This window comes from Mucilaginibacter gilvus (assembly GCF_004054195.1).
Classification (GTDB): domain Bacteria; phylum Bacteroidota; class Bacteroidia; order Sphingobacteriales; family Sphingobacteriaceae; genus Mucilaginibacter; species Mucilaginibacter gilvus.
Genome location: NZ_SBIW01000007.1, coordinates 48,547 through 67,899 on the forward strand (window position 1 = coordinate 48,547; position 19,353 = coordinate 67,899).

The following is a 19,353-nucleotide window of genomic DNA, read 5'->3' on the forward strand; positions in this document are numbered from 1 at the left end:
CTGTGGGCAAATGGATCGGCGTTAAGTTATTATAATGGTGATTATGTTTTCTTGTTTAGGGTAGTTATGCCAGTTTTTTTAATGGCACGCCTACTTCTTTAAATGCAGCTGTCAGTTTTTCTACTGCTTCATCAATTTGCTCAAATGTATGGGTAGCCATTAATGAGAAACGCAGAAGGGAAGAATCTGAAGGTACCGCGGGCGATACAACCGGGTTTACAAATATACCGGCGTTTTGCAGGTAATTGGTCACCATAAAGGTTTTATCGTTATCGCGTATATATATAGGTAGTATTGGGCTTTCTGTAGCGCCAAGGTCAAAACCTTCGTCTGTTAGTAATTTAACAGCGTAGTTGGTGTTGTCCCAAAGTTTTTGAATACGTTCCGGTTCCGATTCGATGATATCCAATGCAGCAATAACAGCCGCTACCGAACCTGGTGTCATGCTCGCGCTGAACATTAATGAACGTGCGCGGTGTTTAATATAATCTATAGTTTCGTAGTCGCTGGCAATAAAACCGCCAAGGGAAGCCAGTGATTTACTAAAGGTGCTCATAATAAGGTCTACCTCGTTGGTTAAACCAAAGTGAGATGCCGTACCTGAACCATTTACGCCGATAACACCTAAACTGTGGGCATCATCAACCATAATGTTTACGCCGTATTTATCAGCAAGCTGTACAATTTCAGGTAATTTAACAATATCGCCTTCCATGCTAAATATACCATCAACCACAATAACTTTCACAGCTTCTTCCGGCAATATCCTTAGCTTGCGCTCAAGGTCTGCCATATCGTTGTGGGCGTATTTAATTACTTTAGAGAATGATAAACGGGTACCATCAATGATGGAGGCGTGGTCATATTCGTCTAAGATCAAATAGTCGTTACGGCCGGTGATGCAGGATAGCACACCCAAATTAACCTGGAAACCGGTGCTGAACAAAACAGCAGCTTCTTTGCCAACGTAAGCAGCCAAGCGGTTCTCCAATTCGATATGGATATCAAGCGTTCCGTTCAAAAATCTTGAACCGGCGCAGCCCGAACCATATTTATCAATAGCCTTTTTTGAAGCTTCTTTAATTTTAGGATGGTTGGTAAGCCCCAGGTAGGAGTTAGAACCAAACATCAAAACACGCTTATTATTTATCATAACCTCGGTATCCTGGCCGCTTTCTATCGGGCGGAAAAATGGATACAGTCCCTGTGCCCGGATCATATTGGCATCCTGGAACTGGGCAATCTTATCGTGTAACTTTTTAACCATGTATTAACACTTCTTAAATTTTTTGTAAAAATACCATGAATATGTTTATCTGTTGCATTAGAAATGTAAATTTTTTCACACTATCTTAATACAACACAATTTACAATCATAAGGCAAATTAATTAAATTTTTATTTAAACAAAGGTAAAAATTTAACATTTGTAATAAAAAATCTAAAAATAGTGCCAGGAATGTAAGATTTATCTTAATTGCGTAAAATTCCTGTTGCCTATTTTTTAATCTTTCATTAAAATATCATCTTCGCATACCCCTACTTGAAATTAAAAAACTAAGACACCTTTTCCTTAGTTTCGTTTTTAATATCGCACACAATTCTTATGAAAAAACTCCGCGGTTTATATATTACTAATATAGTACTTTTTTTTCCGATAATACTATTCGCCCAAACATCTTCTGATACCGTTGCCGCAAGCTTTACTTTAAAGCAAAGCGTCGACTTCGCTTTGAAAAATCAACCACTGTTAAAACAAGCATATATTGATGAGCAAATAAACGAGCGCGATGTTAATATCGGGCTTTCGGCCTGGTTGCCCCAGGTCAGCAGCAGCAATACCATACAGCATTATTTTCAGCGCCCAACCGGTGCAGCTACCGGTGCGGGCGGCGGTTCGCAAAATTTAGCCATCGCGCATAACGTATCAACCCTCGGCCTTACAGCCAGCCAGGCATTATATAATAACGATGTAGTACTTGCCTCAAAAGCATCCAAATATTCGAGGCAGTATTATAAGCAGAATACCGAAAGCAGCAAGATAGACCTGGCATCGGACGTAAGCAAAGCGTTTTATGATGTACTGCTATCGCAGCGCCAGCTGGATATTATAAACGAAGATATTGTAAGGCTGCGCCGCAGTTTAAAGGATGCCAACGCGCGTTACCAGGCTGGCGTGGTTGATAAAACCGATTACAAACAAGCCACTATATCGTTAAACAATGCTTTAGCATCGCGCAAGCAAACACAGGAAGCTATAAAAAGTAAAACCGCGTACCTTAAGCAGGTAATGGGTTATAATCCCGATAGAAGAATAATACTTGCTTATGATTCTGCCGCGCTGCAAATCGAAGCGGCTATTGATACCAACGAGATCATCAATTATAATAATCGTATTGAGTTTCGCCTGCTGGAGACCACTAAGAATCTGCGTAACCTTAATGTATCTTACTATAAATGGGGCTTTTTGCCATCGTTATCAGCAACAGCCGGTTACAGCCTTGCTTACTTTAACGATACCTTCAGCAAGCTTTATAACACCGGATACCCTACATCTTATATAGGCCTTGGCTTAACCTTCCCGATATTTACCGGCACAAAACGTTTGCAGAACCTGGCCAAGGCCCGCCTGCAGGTGCAACGTACAGACCTGGATATTGAGAATACCCGTAACGCCATTAATACCGAATATACCCAGGCGCTGGCAAGCTATAAAAGCAATTATACCAACTGGCAATACCTGAGCGAAAACGTAACGCTTGCCAAGGATGTATATAAGGTGGTTGACCTGCAATATCGCGAGGGGATTAAAACTTACCTGGATGTTATTGTATCGCAAGCCGACCTGCGTACTGCTGAGCTCAATTATTATAACGCGTTATTCCAACTACTATCAAGCAAAATAGACCTGCAACGTGCTTTAGGCACCTTAAGGGCCGAATAAATAAGAATATGAAGAACATATATATCCCCTTTATCGCTGTAGCAGGTAGCTTACTTCTTGCTGCATGTCATGGTACCGGTAACAAAGGCGCAGGTGTGGCCGCACCGCCGGCAACGCCTGTAAACGTAATAGAAGCGCAGCAATCCGCAGCTTTATATTACGATAAATACCAGGGCATTGTGGTATCGCTAAACTCGGTAGAACTGCGCAGCCAAGTGGGTGGTTTTATAACCGGCATATTTTTTAAAGAAGGCGATGTGGTTACCAAAGGGAAACCCTTATATGAGATAGACCGCCGTAAATATATAGCTGCATACGCGCAGGCAAGAGCCAACATGTTAAGCGCCAAAGCAAATTTAGGGAAAGCGCAAAAAGACATCGACCGTTATAACATGCTGTTGAAGAATGATGCTGTTGCCCGCCAAACGGTAGACCAGGCCACTGCAGCTTTTGCAACCGCGCAGAGCCAGGTTGCAGTAGCGCAGGCAGGGTTATCATCCGCCGCTACCGATCTTTCTTACGCGACAATACGTGCGCCGTTTACCGGCCGCATCGGCATCTCCCAGGTTAAACTGGGGGCACAGGTTTCGCCGGGCACTACGTTGTTAAACACCATATCAACCGGCAACCCGATAGGGGTAGACGTAGTGATAAACGAGCAGGACATTGAGCGTTTTTACAAACTGCAGCAGCACAGCGCCGATACTACCTTTAAGCTGCAATTATCAGACGGTAGCACTTATGATAAAAACGGGAGGGTGTTCGCGATAGACCGTGGCGTTAATAACCAAACAGGTAGTATTAAGGTAAGGATACAGTTTGATAACCAAAAGGATGTATTAAAGGATGGCATGAGCTGCGTGTTGCAGGTGCTTAACGATAACTCTGGCGAGCGCGTGCAGATCCCGTATAAGGCCATTACCGAGCAAATGGGCGAGTTTTTTGTTTTCACTACAAGAGATACTACTATAAAAGATACTGCCGAAGATAAAACCGTAAAAGACAGGCGCGATACTATTGCACGCCAGCAGAAGGTGAAATTAGGCCCACGCATCCAAAGCAATGTTGTGGTAATGGAAGGCCTGAAAGTTGGTGATAAAGTGATCACCGAGGGTTTCCAGCGTTTGAGGGATGGTGGTAAGGTAACTTTAGGTCCGCCGGCAGGTGCACCAGGCGCGGCTCCCAAAAAAGCCAACTAATACTTAAAGCAAATAAGGGAGCAGATCCCGACTTTTTAAGCTAAAGAAATACAGAATGATCGCAGATGTTTTTATAAAACGCCCCGTAACCGCCATTGTAATATCATTGGTGATCGTAATAGTGGGCATCCTCTCGATGATGAGCCTGCCGATAGGGCAGTACCCCGAAATTACCCCGCCAACCGTACAGGTAACCGGTAACTATACCGGCGCCGATGCCTTAACCGTTGAGCAAACCGTTGCTACCCCTGTAGAGGTACAGGTGAACGGAACGCCCGGCATGACCTACCTGCAAAGTAACAGCACTGGTAACGGTGCCATGAGCATGACCGTTAACTTTGAAATTGGTACAGATATAAATAACGCCGCGCTTGATGTGCAGAACCGTGTGGGTATTGCGCAGCCAACCCTACCGCAAGAGGTGCAGCGCCTTGGTTTAATAGTACGTAAACGTAACCCCAGTATATTAATGCTGGTGGCCATGTTTTCGCCAAATGGCAGCCACGACGTAACCTTTACTGACAACTACACCAACGTATTTATAAAGGATGCCTTACTGCGTACCAAAGGTGTGGGCGACGTATTTACCCGTGCCGATGATTTTAGTATGCGTATTTGGCTGAAGCCCGATAAACTGGCCGCGCTGAATATGACCGCTGCTGATGTTACCGCCGCCCTGCAGGAGCAAAACGCGCAGGTGGCAGCCGGCACAGTAGGTGCCACGCCGCAAATGAAGGGGCAAACGTTTGAGTACACCGTATTGGTGAAAGGCCGTTTAACCAACATAGCTGAGTTTGAGAATATTGTGGTGAAAACGCAGCCGGGCACAGGTTCAATAGTGCATTTAAAAGATATTGCCAGGGTAGAGCTGGGCAAATTTAACTACGCGGGTAACTCTTTTGTTGATGGCAAACGCGCATCGTATCTGTTGATATACCAGGCGCCGGGCAGTAACGCAATCGAAACAGCCGACAACGTGGTTGCTACCATGGCAGAGCTGAAAAAGTCCTTCCCTAAGGATATCGACTTCGTGGTTCCCTTTGAATCGGTTACGGTGGTGAAAGTATCGCTTAAAGAGGTGATAGAAACCCTGGTTATTGCGCTTGTGCTGGTAATCATCGTGGTGTTCCTGTTCCTGCAAAACTGGCGTACCACGCTTATCCCTGTATTGGCTATTCCCGTATCTATTGTGGGTACCTTCATCTTCTTTATACCGCTGCACTTTACTATAAATACGCTAACGCTGTTTGGTTTTGTACTGGCCATAGGTATTGTGGTGGATGATGCCATTGTGGTGGTAGAGGCCGTGCAGCATTATATGGACGAAAAGGGCATGACCCCGCAGGAAGCTACCAAGCACGCCATGAAGGATATTTCGGCACCGGTTATTGCAATAGCGCTCATATTGGCGGCGGTGTTTGTGCCGGTAGGCTTTATACCGGGTATAGTAGGGAGGCTTTACCAGCAGTTTGCTATCACTATCGCCATATCAGTATTGATATCGGCTTTCGTGGCGCTGTCATTAACCCCTGCACTTTGTACTATATTATTGCGCCCGCATAAGATCGACCAGAAATCTAAAGGCTTAAACAGGTTCTTTTATGTATTTAACCAATGGTTCGAAAGGGTTACCGGACGTTACCGCAATTCGGTAGATAAGGGGATCAAGCATTCCAAATTTGTTATTATCATCCTTCTATGTATCGTAGTTGGCACCATATTCCTTTTCAAAAATAAACCCTCGGGTTTTATTCCATTGGAGGATGAAGGGCGTGTTTATGTAACTTACGATTTGCCCGAAGGCTCCTCAACCGAGCGTACGGTAGCGGTATTGCACGAGATGATGGACGTGCTTAAAGGTATACCTGCTATTCACCACTTTGCAGCCTTAGGCGGATTGAATGCGGTTAACTTTGCCACCAAATCAAACAGTGCCACCATATTTGTCCAGTTGAAGCCATGGGAAGAGCGTGAAAAAAAAGAGGATCAGCTACAAGGCGTTATTGCTACGATAACAAAAAAGCTGGCAAGGTTTAAAGAAGCTAACGTGGTGGTTATCTCTCCTCCGGCCATCCCCGGGTTGGGTAACACCGGCGGTTTCTCGTTCATCCTGCAAGAGAAACAAGCAGGAGGCGATATCAAAAACTTCGAAAAAGTACTTAATAACTTTGTTGGCGCGGTTAACAAGCGCCCGGAGATAGCCCGCGCGTTCTCGTTCTTCGGCGCACATACACCAGCTTACCAGCTTACCATCGATAGAGAGAAAGCCAAAAAGTTGGGCGTGCAGATATCTGACGTGAACAATGCGCTTCAAACCTACATGGGTAGCGCTTACGTAAACGATTTTACCATCTACGGACGTAACTTTAGGGTAGTAACCCAGGCCGATACAAACTACCGTACCAATATTCAAAACATCGGTCAGTATTTTGTGCGCAACTCATCAGGCAGCATGGTTCCGTTAAGTACGTTAACGTCCTATAAATTAATAGAGAACGCGCCATTAATATCGCATTACAACCTGTTCCGCTCTGCGGAGATAAACGGGGCTACCAAGCCGGGCTATAGTAGCGGCGATGCTATTAAAGCGTTGCAGGAGGTAGCCGCGCAAACACTGCCGCAAGGTTACGGCTACGAGTTTTCGGGCCTGAGCCGTGAGGAGTTGTTATCCGGCTCTAAAACCATTTACATATTTGCTTTATCTATAGGCTTTGTGTTCCTGTTTTTGGCTGCCTTGTATGAAAGTTGGTCGGTACCTTTCTCGGTACTGTTGGCTGTACCTCTGGGGGCCTTTGGCGCGATCTTATTCTTATTATTCGATAAAACCCTTACAAACAACGTATACGCGCAAATAGGTTTGATAACGCTGATAGGTTTGGCAGCCAAGAACGCTATCCTGATAGTAGAGTTTGCCAAGGAACGGGTGGATAGGGGTATGGAGCTGGAAAAGGCCACCCTGGAGGCGGTTAGGTTGCGTTTGCGACCGATCATCATGACCTCGCTGGCCTTTATATTAGGTGTATTGCCTTTGCTGTTTGCATCGGGCGCAGGTGCCGAAGCTCGTAAAACCATCGGCTTTACCGTATTCGGCGGGATGCTTACGGCAACCTCGTTGGCTATATTTATAGTGCCGGTGTTGTTTTACATTATTACCAAATTCGCTTACGGTAAAAAGAAACTGGCTGAACTGGAGAAGAATTACAAACCAGACCCGGAATTAGACCCAGAAGTTTAATAGACTAATTTGAGGCCCCTTACAAAAGGGGCCTTTTTTGTTTTTAATGTTTGCAAAAGTCAATTGTGGCATGAAAAACAGATGAAATTCATCCCTCTTAAATCATAGTGTATATAATACACTATACAGTTTTGTATACTATCAACAACATAAATAGTTAACCTTAACATAATATTCAACAGTAGTTGGGGCTGCGTATAGTATATCTGGATTACTGTAAAATCTACTGATTATCAATCGTTCAACCTGAAATGAGTGTTGCTGTATATAAGTGGTAATGCTTAAGCCAAGTACAAAACTTGGCACAATGGCAAAGTATTTGTTAATGGGGAGGTATCGCAATTTAACAATTGTTTTATTAACAAACACAACAATGAAAAAAATGACAACTTTAGTAGCAGCAGCATTTACAGCAGCAGCTATATTTTTAGGAACAAATGCTAATGCACAATCAACTCCAAAAAACGCTCTTCGTTTTGGTATAGGCGTAGAAGGCCTTTTACCAACAGGTAATTTAAAAAACGCATCAAACGTTGGTTTGGGTATCACACCACGTTTACAGTACGGCGTAGCTGATAATCTGGCTTTAACTTTAACATCTGGTTTTTACAACTTTTTTGGTAAAGAATTAAGCGGCAGCCCAAGCGTTAAAGTTCCGGCTTACCAAATGGTGCCTTTAAAAGCTGGTATCAAAGCTTTCGTATCTCAAAATGTTTATTTGAGTGGTGAAGTAGGTGCTGGTTTCGAAACCAAAGAGTACTACGGTAAAAACACTAAGCTGATCGCATCACCAGGTATCGGTTGGGCTAACCAATCATGGGATATAGGTGCCCGTTACGAAAACTTCTCTGGCCAGAGCAATAACTTCGGTACAATAGGTTTACGTGTAGCTTACGGTTTCGGTTTGTAATTACCGCTACTAATCATTATTAAAAAACCCCTTTGCCATTTGGCAAAGGGGTTTTTCTTTTTGTCGGAATCAGAATTCGCAAAATTTTAGAATGAGCAGAATGGGGTTAGCTTATTCTGCTCATTCTAAAATTCTGATTCAGACCAATTTCGCCAGCGCTTCTTTTATCCTTCTTACCGCTTCAATCAGTTTATCCTCAGCAGCCGCGTAAGAGATCCGGATAGATTTTTTATCGCCGAACGAATCACCACCTACAGTAGCTACATGCGCTTCTTCCAAAAGGAAAATGCTTAGCTCGTCAGAATCGTTTATCACTTTACCATTAAAGCTTTTACCAAAGAACGAGGTTACATTCGGGAAGAAATAGAACGCGCCTTCGGGCAGGTTAACGGTGATGCCCGGAATTTCTTTCAATAAATCATACACGATATCACGACGTTTCTGGAACTGCTCACGCATTTGGTGAACGCTTTCCAGTCCGCCGGTGTAAGCGGCAACACCCGCTTTTTGGGTGATAGAGCAGGTACCCGAGGTGATCTGCCCTTGTAACTTATCGCAGGCAGCAGCAATTTCGCTGTTAGATGCGGTGTAGCCTATCCTCCAGCCTGTCATGGCGAAAGCCTTGCTCCAGCCGTTTACGATGATCACACGGTCTTTAACATAATCGAATTGGGCGATAGACTCGTGCCCGCCGATAAAGTTGATATGCTCGTAGATCTCATCGCTCAGGATGTAGATCTCGGGGTGTTTTTCAAATACTTTTGCCAGGCCCTCTAATTCATCCTTACTGTACACGCTACCGGTAGGGTTACATGGTGAGGAGAACATAAACAACTTGGTTTTTGGCGTAATGGCTGCTTCCAGTTGCTCGGGCGTAATCTTGAAATTTTGCTCAACGGTAGTGTCAATAAAAACACTAACGCCTTCGGCAAGCTTTACAATTTCCGAGTAAGACACCCAGTAAGGGGTAGGAATAATTACTTCTTCACCGGGATTTACCAAACAAAGTACCGCATTGGCCAAGGCCTGCTTGGCACCAGTAGAAACCACAATTTGAGTGGCAGTATAATCAAGGTTGTTTTCGTTCTTCAGTTTGCCAACTACCGCCGCACGTAAGTCGGGATAACCGGCTACCGGGGTATAATAGGTAAAATTCTTATCCATGGCTGTTTTAGCAGCTTCCTTAATATGCTCGGGCGTATGAAAATCAGGCTCGCCAAAGCTCAGGCTGATCACATCCACACCTTTAGCCGCCAGTTCGCGGCCCATTTTTGCCATTTTAATGGTCTGAGATTCCGACAGGTTGTTTATCCTGTTACTTAATGCGCTCATATTATTTGTGTTATTGCGCGGCAAATATAGAAAAAACCTTTACGGATGGGTGACAAGGTGATCAGATTTGACAAATTTTGAAATTGGCAGCCTTTTTAGGCGAGAACCTTAATTATCTTATACTTCACGAGCGCCGGTAGCTTTCATTTGTGAAATGATGCCTTATTTTTGAATAAAACCTATCACAATAAATTAGATGAAAAAAACCTACTACCTGCTATTATTTGTATTGTCGCTATCGGCATCCGCCAAGGCCCAAACCGTTGGGTAACCAAAAACCTGGACGCGAAATTCTCGATAAAGTTCCCGTCCGAACCCGAAAAGAGCATTAGGAAGGGCATAGAGGTTTACACGCTTAGGGCAAAGGATAGTGTTTCATACAGCGCTATTACCATAGATTTTAAATTGGTAGCCAATGTGGATTCGGCCGATTTAGCGCCTATGAAAGATCAACAAGAATTTGCAGATCAACTGGGGGCAGATTTGGCTTCGGCTAAGAAAAACTACACGTTCGGGAGTGTGACGATAGGGAAATGGAAAACCTATACCACCTACAATATGTCCGGCACTGAGAATACAAATAAGAACATGTTGCTAATACACATGATATTGGTGGGTAGCAAATTGTATTCACTCTCGTGCCGGGTACCTGCTAACATGGTTACCAAAGCCAGCGAAGGTTTTTTTTGGCTCGGTTGAGGTGATGAAGTAATAATATTGTTTGTGCCTCGCACCAGAAAATAGGTGTCCGCCATTGTTGTTAACACACTAATCATGGCGAAAAATGTGGCGTTATGGAGGGCGGGAGAAGGTTTACGTACTTGTGCCCGACATTAATTAACAACTTCCTTCAACCCTAATCGGTTAAAAACAAGCATAAGCAAAACTGTTACCACAACACCGGCGGTGCCATAAACCGCATCAATAATATCCGGGGTGTTTAATACAGTAACAAAAATTTCCACCGCAAAATTCATCAAAATTGCAACCAGCCCCAACCAAATTACAAGCTTAAATGGTGCGCCTTGCAATATCCATATAAACGATACAGTACCCATTAATATGGAGGTGATGATAAAGTTGGAGGTATGAGTAAACACCTCCTGAAAATACTGTTGCACAAAAGGTGTCTTTTTTACTGATAGCAACAAGATGTTGAATAGCAAGAAGCCCATGAAAACAATTATACCTTTAACACTCGCGATAAATTTAAACGGTGATTTTTTCTCTCCCATATTTGAGGCTTTGTTACGGCCCGCTGTAACCGAAAGTACGAAATTCTATTATTCCAAATAGAGGAGTAGACGGAATTTATCTTTAGCATCGGGCTAAACCATATCCCCACTCAATCGTTACAATTCTCAAAATAGCGAGGAGAAATTTTGTTTAAGTTTGCCCTCTCAAAAAAAGCCGCGTTTTGAAGGAACAAAAACAGATCATTCTACTATCGCTTGTTACCGGTGCTGTACTGATGGTAATGAAGTTTGGCGCATATTTTTTAACCAACTCCAACTTTGTACTGACCGATGCCGCCGAAAGTATTGTGAATGTGGTGGCCAGCAGCTTCGCGTTCTACAGCATCTACCTGGCATCGCTGCCACGCGATGAGAACCATCCCTACGGCCATGGTAAGGTGGAATTTTTTTCGGTATTTATTGAGGGTGCCCTGATAGGCATCGCCGGCGTTATCATCATCCTGAAATCTGTTTACAGTATTTTTAACCCGGAGATCATCCACGATCTGCTCACGGGTGCCATCATCATCGGCATAACCGGCGCTATCAATGGCGGATTAGGTTATTATATGATCCGTCAGGGAAAATCGTTAAGATCTATCACCATAGAGGCAGACGGCAGGCACTTATTAACCGACACGGTTACCAGCGCCGGGTTGGTGGTGGGCTTACTTCTTATTCATTTCACCAATATATTGTGGCTGGATAGCGTATTATCCATCCTGGTGGCTATCTATATATTATATACGGCTTACAAACTTATCCGGCGCTCGGTGGCTGGGTTAATGGACGAAACAGATTTCATCATTGTAAGCGATGTGGTGAAACTATTGGGCGAGAAACGCCGGTACGAGTGGATAGATATTCATAACCTGCGCGCGCAAAAATACGGCAACGAACTGCATATAGATTGTCATTTAACGCTGCCCAATTATTTCGACCTGAATAAGGTGCATGCAGAGGTGAAGCTGGTAGAAGTGCTTATAAACCGCGAAGCAGGGATCCAAACCGAATTGTTCATCCATACCGACCCATGCCTGCCGCTTTGTTGCCACTATTGCAGTATGCCCAATTGCCCCATAAGGTATGAGGCTAAAACGGAAGAAATAGAATGGACGATGGAGAAGGTTATGCGCAATAAAAAGCATTATGAACAGTAAGCAATTTTTCAATGTACGCGTTTACGGGCTGCTGATAAACGATAATAACGAGGTTCTGATAAGCGACGAGCAGGAATACGGGATGCGCTTTATCAAGTTCCCCGGCGGCGGTTTAGAGTACGGCGAGGGATTAATCGATGGCCTGAAACGCGAATTTGTAGAAGAATGCAATACCGAAGTGGAGATCATCAGCCACTTTTACACCACCGATTTCTTCGTAAAATCGGCCTTTAACGATTCGCAGATCATCAGCGTATACTATATGGTAAGAAATACCTCGCCTTTAAATTTCACAACAAAAACCGCCATATTTGATTTTGATGGACAAGGCGATATCTTGCAGTCTTTCCGTTGGGTAAAACTGTCGGATCTAACCGCCGATACCTGCACCTTCCCGATAGATCAATACGTTACGGATCTTTTAATAAAATCACTATGAGTTTGGTTGAACGGGACCTTGCTGTTATATGGCATCCTTATACACAAATGAAAACCGCGCAGCCGCCCATTCCCATTGTTAGGGGCGAGGGCACTTGCTTATACGCCGAGGACGGCACCAAATACATCGACGCAGTATCGTCCTGGTGGGTGAATATTCATGGCCATTCGCATCCTTACATCGCTCAAAAGGTATCAGAACAACTGCATAAGCTGGAGCACGCTATCTTTGCGGGCTTTACGCACGAAGGAGCGGTACTATTGGCCGAGCGTTTACTGGCTATCCTCCCGTCTAATCAAAAAAAGGCCTTTTATACCGACGATGGGTCTACAGCGGTAGAGGCGGCCATAAAAATGTGCCTGCAATACTGGCATAATAAAGGGGAACAGCGCACCAAAATACTGGCATTTAAAAACGCGTATCATGGCGATACTTTTGGCGCTATGTCGGTAAGTGGCCGGAGCGCTTTTACAGCTGCTTTTGATAGCTTGTTGTTTGAAGTGGAGTTTATTGATCTGCCGAACGCGGAAAATATAGAGAGTATCAAGTATTTAGTATCAAGTATCAAGACAGAGATCTCCTGCTTCATTTTCGAGCCTTTAGTGCAAGGTTCGGCGGGGATGGTGATGTATGATGCTGCGTATCTAAATGAACTGATGGCTCATTGCCAGAGTGAAAGCGTACTGCTGATTGCCGACGAGGTATTCACCGGCTTTGGGCGCACAGGCAAAAATTTTGCTTGCGACCATGTACAGGTTCAGCCCGATATTATATGCTTTTCTAAAGGGCTAACAGGCGGCACTATGGCCTTGGGATTAACAACCTGCACACAGGCTATTTATGATGCCTTCCTTTCGGACGACCGGATGAAGACGCTTTTCCACGGGCATTCTTACACCGCAAACCCGGTGGCCTGCGCGGCGGCATTAGCCAGCCTCGACCTGTTTTTAAAGCCGTCCACTCAACAAAATATCGACAGGATAGCTACTAAACACGCTGCCTTTGCCGAAACGATAGGCAGCCATCGCTCCATCAAAACCACCCGCCAAACAGGTACCATATTGGCCCTGGAGTGGGAAACGGGCAGCGATACGTCTTATTTCAACGGCTTGCGCGACAAACTTTATTATTATTTTTTGGGCAAGGGCATTATTCTGCGCCCGCTTGGCAACATTATTTACATTTTACCTCCATATTGCATTAGCAATGATGAGCTCGACTATATTTACCAAAGCATTGGGCAGGCGCTCGATGAGATCTAACTTATGCATCTGAACACTATTCTACCCAAAATTATAGCCAAAAACCGTTTACACGCCCGCTGGCTGAATACCTTATCGCTGATGGAGAACACCGGCGCGCGGAAAATTTCTGCCAGTGAAGACCCCACAACGGTTACCTACATCATTCTGAAACACGCCGCGGAAGAACACCGCCATGCTTTCTATCTTAAAAAACAGATAGAAAAAACAGGGGTAGAGTGCCCAACATATTCACCAGAATATCTGCTGGCACCTGCGTTCAGCAAATATTACCTCAACCAACTGGATATTGATGTATGCCGCTACCTTAAATATGGTATGAACCTTAGTGGCCGCGAACTGCGTTTTGCAGCCTACCTGCTGGTTACCTATGCTATAGAAGTACGTGCCGATGAACTATACCCCATTTACCAGAACGCGCTGGACGATGTGAACAGCAAAGTGAACGTGAAGTCCATCATTTTAGAAGAAGAAGGGCACCTCGAAGAAATGATAAACCAATTGCAGCACTTCTCGCCCGATTGGGAAGTACACGCCCAAAAAGCCGTAGAAATGGAAACCGCCTTATTTGCCAAATGGGTAGATAATTTGGCGGTGGAAATAGGGTAAGGTGCTGCTTCGCCGATGTGCAAGTGGGCGGATTTCAGATGAGCAGATTAAACTTCTCCACCTCGTATTTGCGAGGTGCGAAGCAATCTGCCGACAGGACAAGTAGGCGAACTACTAAAGCAAAACCCACGTAAAATCAATTGGTATTGTGGTTACTTTATTTCGCTGGTAGGAACATTGTAACGGTTTTCGTGATATCTGCAATGGGCCGCTATAATAGTAAGTAAGGTGGGCCATTATTCATCATTTTGCGGACTGGTGTATCGGTTCGGCCAAATTTTTTTACTGAAAAATAAGGTTTAGTGATAACACCCGCCATAAACCAAAAAGAGCTTTAATGGCTAATTTCAAGCTTGTATCCTTTTCCGCGTATAACTACGATGTTGATATTCTGATCCAATTCCAGCTTTTTTCTGAGTTTTGATATAAACATATCCAAACTGCGCCCCACAATAACCCCTTCATCTTCCCATATTTCCTTTTGCAGCCGGCTTCTCTCTATAGTCTCGTTAGGCGACAATGCGAAAATGAGCAGCAAGCGCGTTTCAGTTCCAGTCAGGTCTATGGTGTTTTTATTTATTATCAGCTGCCGTTCCTGCGCATCAAACAATACCGGGCCTAAAGTGAATGTCTTGGTATACTTATCGTTAGGTAAGGCTTTCCGCGGCTTAGATCTTGAAACAATAAAACCAACAAATGCTAAAAATGGCAGGCTGCCCAAAATATAGCCACTCATTGCTGTATTTATACCCGTCGGTTTAAATTTAATGTTAACCGTGTAACGTGCTGTAGGTTGCTTCCTCCCCCGGCATGGCACAATATCATCTTTTTTATTTTTGGATATAGCGTATCCATAAGCTACACTGGAGTTGCCACGGTTCAGAACGTTAACAACATAATCACCCGTTAGCGGATCTTTGGCCAACAAGCGCCGGATAATATTCACCAGCAAGTCCGATTGAAAAGTAAGCTCATGCTCAAACCCTATCTGGTATTCATTTTCGGCGATCTTTTTTACCGGGAGCACCCTTGATGTACTATCGCCCGATTGCAAGAGTAGTTCATCTCCGATTTTGCGAAGTAAAACTTCTCTTCTGGAGGTATTAAAATCGTCACTATCTGTCATACTGAAAGCTGCGCAGATTACTGAAATAGAAAAAAGCAGCATGAATCCAAAAAGGTACTTGCCTTTCCCGGAGAGGAGGTTTCGGCTATCAAGCATAGTGTTACGTTTTTTATTTACAAAGTTTACATTTTTATTTACAATCTAAGTTCCTCAGGCTGAATTATATCAAAGTATTTTTGTTGCACCAACTTTAAAGGATATGAAAAATAAAAAAAATGCCTTAAACGGATCCGATTTATCAGCAGATAGATCTATATTAATTAAACCCACAAAAAATATAAAAAAAGTTATTTATGCGCTGATCTTACCTCTGGTTGTGGTAAGCGGACTTGTATTTGCTAATCGCGAAATTAAAAATGAAACTTATGAAAGGCCAACCCCAAAGCCATTCTCTTCTGCTGAAAGGGAAGCCGAACTGAAAAAATGGGAAGCTACACCTGATGGTGTAAAGTTCAAAAAATGGGAAGCGTCTCCCGCAGGTAAAAAAGTTTATGCCGGTGCTGCTAAAATAAGGAAGCATATAAGTGCTTTTACCAATATGGAGGCTGTTATAACCTCTCTTTCTCTTCCGCCAGGCTCATTATTAGGTTTCGGTGTGATGGCAAGAATTAATGGTGTGGATTACATTGTAAAATTTGAGACGGAAAAGTCTCAACTGGAGCAATTGTATAGCCTGAAAGTTAACGACAAAATAATTATAAGAAGCCATAACCTATCGTACGCGCCCAAGTATTCATACCCAATAGTATCGGGCGAATATGTAGAACGAGATAGTAAAGTAATTTTTAAACGTGTCCCTCGCAAAGGCGGTTGCTAAGTAATATGACGGAAAATCATTTACAAAGCTCACAAACAAAATCGGTCTGCGCAGCTTCGGGGATATTCTGGAAGATAGAAAAGGAAATATCTTCTATAAAATGGTTCCACAATAATGCGGCTTTGGGTACAACATAGTCTGCCTCCCAAAAACAAAGCCCCGGTAACGCAATGCATTACCGGGGCTTTGTATATTATTTAATAACGGATTACATACCGCCGCCGCTCATGGCTTTCAGGTCATCCATAGTGATTCTTTCGAAATCGCCTGGGATGCCGAATGTGCCCGCCGGAGCTTTGCCTTCGGTTATGCTTTTAATAGTAACCTCGGTAGACTGGCCATCCTGAAAACTGGTGTACTGGATAGGCACACCACCCGCACCCTGGTAATATTTCGCGATAGCGGTTGTTGGTAAAGAGATATCGTTGGTTACCCAGATATCGTAAGTTTTGCTTGTTTTGGTATCAGTAGCAACTACTTTTTTGCAGTTAAAACCATTGATCACCTTAGTTTCGGTACCCGGTGCGAAGGTTAACACAGGCATTTTCGCGCGTGCTTCTTCAATTTCGGCAGGCGATAAAACAGCTGCTTTTTTGATAGACGCGATAGAAACATCAACCAAAATTGCCATAAACGTGGCTTTAGCATCAGATATTACCTTGATGTTTGCCGGGCCGGCGGTGAAAGAAAGCGCTGCAGAATCTGGTCTGAAATAGCTTTTTGCCTCGGTAGCCTGGCCCATCATGCTGGTACTGATGGTTGCAATACCCTCGGTATAGGCTTTTTTCTGAGCGTTCGCGTTAATGGCTGTTGCGGTAAGGGCAAGGCCCATAGCAACGGTAAATAGTTTAATCTTCATAGTGTTAGTTTAATGAATACAATTTAGTGTGTAATTAACTGAGATGCAAATTATTTATAAAATATAGAAATTATTATGGTTTAGATGCTATACTGATGGATTTGTTACGCTTTAATATTTTACAATTTACAGGAATATTTTTTAGTTTATCAATATACTTATCAGAATTACTTCCATCGATGATCAGTATTCGGTTTTTCATCGCAATGGTATCCATAAAAGGGTTGTCGCTGATGTACAAATAATCTATATGTAAGTTACGGGGGATAGACTGCCCCGACATCGTTTGGTTTAACAGCAATATCCTTTTATCAAAAAACTGCAACATGTTTTGCTGTTTAATAAACCAGGGCAGGCGGATGTTATCTGCCAGTTTAATAACCCGGTAATTTATCAGTCGTATACTATCAAAGCCCGGCTGCACAGCGTATTGGTAGGTTTTATCTGTATCGTTCAGGTCGGTAACAACCACGCCGCTATCGCCGTTTTTTAAAACGATGCCGGTATGTTTGCGCAGGTTCAGAAAGGTGATGGATTGTGTTTCGCTACTCCTGACTTTCTTTAAACTGATGCTGATGCAAAAAAGCAAAATAGTTACCACCGACGCCTTAAGCAGCCATGTCTTTTTCTTATCGTACATAAAATAAAACAGGCCGATAATAATTAAATATAACAGCAGATGTTCGGTGCGTGTAAGCCATATTTTACTGATGCTTGCATAAGGAGCCTGCTCTACGTAATAAAGGACTTTGTTCATCAGCAATATACTATGCTCCAGAATATGGCCCAACGCTGTTGATACGCATGGTATCGGCGGTAACAGGAGCAACAATAAACCCGCATACATTATTACTATAATGGGTAAGATGATAAGCATGTTGCTCAGCAAAAAGTAGAGCGGGAATTGGTGGAAATAAAACGCGCTCAGCGGAAAGGTGATCACTTGCGCGGAGATGGATACCGAGCAGGCTGTCCACAGATAATTGGTCACGCGATTTTTAAATTCCAGCCATTCATATACTATCGGTTGAAAAACAACCAGCCCCGCAACTGCAAGGTAAGATAACTGGAAGCCCACATCCAGGAGCAAAAAAGGATCGTAAAGTAACAATACGAATGCCGAGAACGCCAGCAGATTGAGGCTATTAATATACCTTACAAATGTTTTACCGCAGATCACCATGCTGATCATCAGCGCCGCGCGGTTTACGGCGGGGGAGAAGCCGGTAAGCAGGGTATAGCTCCATATCAGTAAAATAATAGTTATCGCTTTAATGATCTTACCCCGGCGATTCCCGTTTAAAAAGGCAAGCGCCCAACCCAGCAGCACAAAAATGATAGCCACATGCCCGCCCGAAACGGAAAGGATATGAATGGTGCCGGTTTTGGAGTAAGCCTGCAAAACATCGTTACTCAGGTCGGCCTTGTAGCCCAATATTAAGGTTGACGCTACCGCTATGGCGGTGGTATCGTGCATATTTGCCTTTAGCTTTTTAACCAGGTTTTGCCGGGTTTGCAGGGCGTAGGCAATCACCGGGTTACCCTTGCCGGCTTTGATAACCTGGTATTGCCTGGGGTACAAAAACTCCTGGTAGTATACATTTTTATTAGCCAGGTAGCGCTTATAATTAAATTCGCCGGGGTTATAAGGCGGTTCCACCGGGGCGTAACGCACGGGGATCAGTAATTCTTCGCTGTAAAATAAATTGGTGGCCAGTTCATCCTTTATAGCGATGAGCAGTGTGCCGCTGGTAGGCGTGGCTTTGCCTTTATCGATGGTTTGTACCACATCCGCAGTAAATCTTACAACATCTCCCTTAACCTTTGGCTCAGAATTGATATGCACAACCAAATACTGCGCGGGTGTTTTAGAAAAATGGTCGGCGTTGTTTAACTCGTAGTGCTCTACCGTTGCAAGCCAACCTGAGAGTAAAAGGATACCCGTAACGAGCAGGCCGCCCAGCCAGCGTATTTTATAAATACCCAGCTTAGCATAACCAAAATTTAGCAAGGCAAAAAAGATGCTTGATACCAGCAAAGCGATAGCCAAAGCCGCGGCGCTTGCGCCCGGGTAGCCAAGCCCCAGCCCAATGCCTGCCATAAACGGCAGTAATAGAACTACAACGGTAATTTCGCCTTTGTGCGCAGCTATCATACAGGGTTCCCGGTTCTGCATAAAACAGAACGATAAGGTTTAAGGGAATAAAAATAGCTTATCTGCGGCAGA

The 19,353-nt window shown here is 43.9% G+C and carries 16 protein-coding genes; 10 read left to right on the top strand and 6 right to left on the bottom strand.

All coding sequences use genetic code 11. The features are described from left to right. Positions 1-64 precede the first annotated feature (64 nt). The gene (spt, locus tag EPL05_RS14660) at positions 65-1,267 is read right to left on the bottom strand and encodes a serine palmitoyltransferase (protein WP_128534735.1); all 1,203 of its coding nucleotides are present in this window, start codon (positions 1,265-1,267) and stop codon (positions 65-67) included. Between the two features lie 338 nt (positions 1,268-1,605). Between spt and EPL05_RS14665 the strand changes: the two genes are divergently transcribed. From EPL05_RS14665 to EPL05_RS14680, 4 genes are all read left to right on the top strand, one after another. Continuing rightward, positions 1,606-2,943: a TolC family protein gene (locus tag EPL05_RS14665; RefSeq protein ID WP_128534736.1), complete on the top strand. Its 1,338-nt coding sequence runs from the start codon at positions 1,606-1,608 to the stop codon at positions 2,941-2,943. Positions 2,944-2,951: 8 nt separating this feature from the next. Further along, complete coding sequence (locus EPL05_RS14670; protein ID WP_128534737.1) at positions 2,952-4,142, top strand: efflux RND transporter periplasmic adaptor subunit; 1,191 nt, start codon at positions 2,952-2,954, stop codon at positions 4,140-4,142. 55 nt (positions 4,143-4,197) lie between these two features. Next, entirely contained in the window at positions 4,198-7,377 is a 3,180-nt protein-coding gene (locus EPL05_RS14675; RefSeq protein ID WP_128534738.1) for an efflux RND transporter permease subunit, read from the top strand. A 307-nt stretch (positions 7,378-7,684) separates the two neighbouring features. Then, positions 7,685-8,287: a hypothetical protein gene (locus EPL05_RS14680; RefSeq protein WP_128534739.1), complete on the top strand. Its 603-nt coding sequence runs from the start codon at positions 7,685-7,687 to the stop codon at positions 8,285-8,287. Positions 8,288-8,425: 138 nt separating this feature from the next. Here the strand turns inward: EPL05_RS14680 and EPL05_RS14685 are convergent, their stop codons facing one another. Next, positions 8,426-9,619 (bottom strand): pyridoxal phosphate-dependent aminotransferase, encoded by a 1,194-nt coding sequence (locus tag EPL05_RS14685; RefSeq protein WP_208394757.1) that lies wholly within the window; start codon positions 9,617-9,619, stop codon positions 8,426-8,428. Between the two features lie 168 nt (positions 9,620-9,787). Between EPL05_RS14685 and EPL05_RS14690 the strand changes: the two genes are divergently transcribed. Beyond that, positions 9,788-10,318, top strand: a complete 531-nt coding sequence (locus EPL05_RS14690) for a hypothetical protein (protein WP_128534740.1) — start codon at positions 9,788-9,790, stop codon at positions 10,316-10,318. Positions 10,319-10,452: 134 nt separating this feature from the next. On the opposite strand, the gene EPL05_RS14695 is transcribed toward EPL05_RS14690, so the two are convergent. Further along, positions 10,453-10,854, bottom strand: coding sequence for a hypothetical protein (locus tag EPL05_RS14695; protein WP_128534741.1), 402 nt, complete (start codon positions 10,852-10,854; stop codon positions 10,453-10,455). A gap of 182 nt (positions 10,855-11,036) precedes the next feature. Between EPL05_RS14695 and EPL05_RS14700 the strand changes: the two genes are divergently transcribed. Genes EPL05_RS14700 through EPL05_RS14715 form a run of 4 tightly spaced genes read left to right on the top strand, consistent with a single transcriptional unit; the run spans position 11,037 to position 14,324 of the window. Next, the gene (locus EPL05_RS14700) at positions 11,037-12,014 is read left to right on the top strand and encodes a cation diffusion facilitator family transporter (RefSeq protein ID WP_128534742.1); all 978 of its coding nucleotides are present in this window, start codon (positions 11,037-11,039) and stop codon (positions 12,012-12,014) included. Beyond that, complete coding sequence (locus tag EPL05_RS14705) at positions 12,004-12,453, top strand: NUDIX domain-containing protein (protein ID WP_128534743.1); 450 nt, start codon at positions 12,004-12,006, stop codon at positions 12,451-12,453. The genes EPL05_RS14700 and EPL05_RS14705 overlap by 11 nt, the downstream gene beginning before the upstream one ends. Then, on the top strand, positions 12,450-13,715 hold the full coding sequence (bioA, locus tag EPL05_RS14710) for an adenosylmethionine--8-amino-7-oxononanoate transaminase (protein ID WP_208394758.1): 1,266 nt from the start codon (positions 12,450-12,452) through the stop codon (positions 13,713-13,715). The genes EPL05_RS14705 and bioA overlap by 4 nt, the downstream gene beginning before the upstream one ends. 3 nt (positions 13,716-13,718) lie before the next feature. After that, the gene (locus EPL05_RS14715) at positions 13,719-14,324 is read left to right on the top strand and encodes a hypothetical protein (RefSeq protein WP_208394759.1); all 606 of its coding nucleotides are present in this window, start codon (positions 13,719-13,721) and stop codon (positions 14,322-14,324) included. A 334-nt stretch (positions 14,325-14,658) separates the two neighbouring features. Here EPL05_RS14715 and EPL05_RS14720 read toward each other — a convergent pair whose 3' ends face one another. Then, a complete protein-coding gene (locus EPL05_RS14720) occupies positions 14,659-15,546 on the bottom strand; it encodes a winged helix-turn-helix domain-containing protein (protein WP_128534744.1) in 888 nt (295 codons plus the stop codon). Between the two features lie 103 nt (positions 15,547-15,649). Here EPL05_RS14720 and EPL05_RS14725 point away from each other — a divergent pair, with 103 nt between their 5' ends. Next, the gene (locus EPL05_RS14725) at positions 15,650-16,267 is read left to right on the top strand and encodes a hypothetical protein (RefSeq protein WP_243837300.1); all 618 of its coding nucleotides are present in this window, start codon (positions 15,650-15,652) and stop codon (positions 16,265-16,267) included. A gap of 208 nt (positions 16,268-16,475) precedes the next feature. Here the strand turns inward: EPL05_RS14725 and EPL05_RS14730 are convergent, their stop codons facing one another. Together EPL05_RS14730 and EPL05_RS14735 are read right to left on the bottom strand one after the other, a co-directional pair. Next, positions 16,476-17,126, bottom strand: coding sequence for a hypothetical protein (locus EPL05_RS14730; RefSeq protein ID WP_128534745.1), 651 nt, complete (start codon positions 17,124-17,126; stop codon positions 16,476-16,478). A gap of 73 nt (positions 17,127-17,199) precedes the next feature. Further along, entirely contained in the window at positions 17,200-19,281 is a 2,082-nt protein-coding gene (locus EPL05_RS14735; RefSeq protein WP_166727718.1) for a ComEC/Rec2 family competence protein, read from the bottom strand. Positions 19,282-19,353 lie beyond the last annotated feature (72 nt).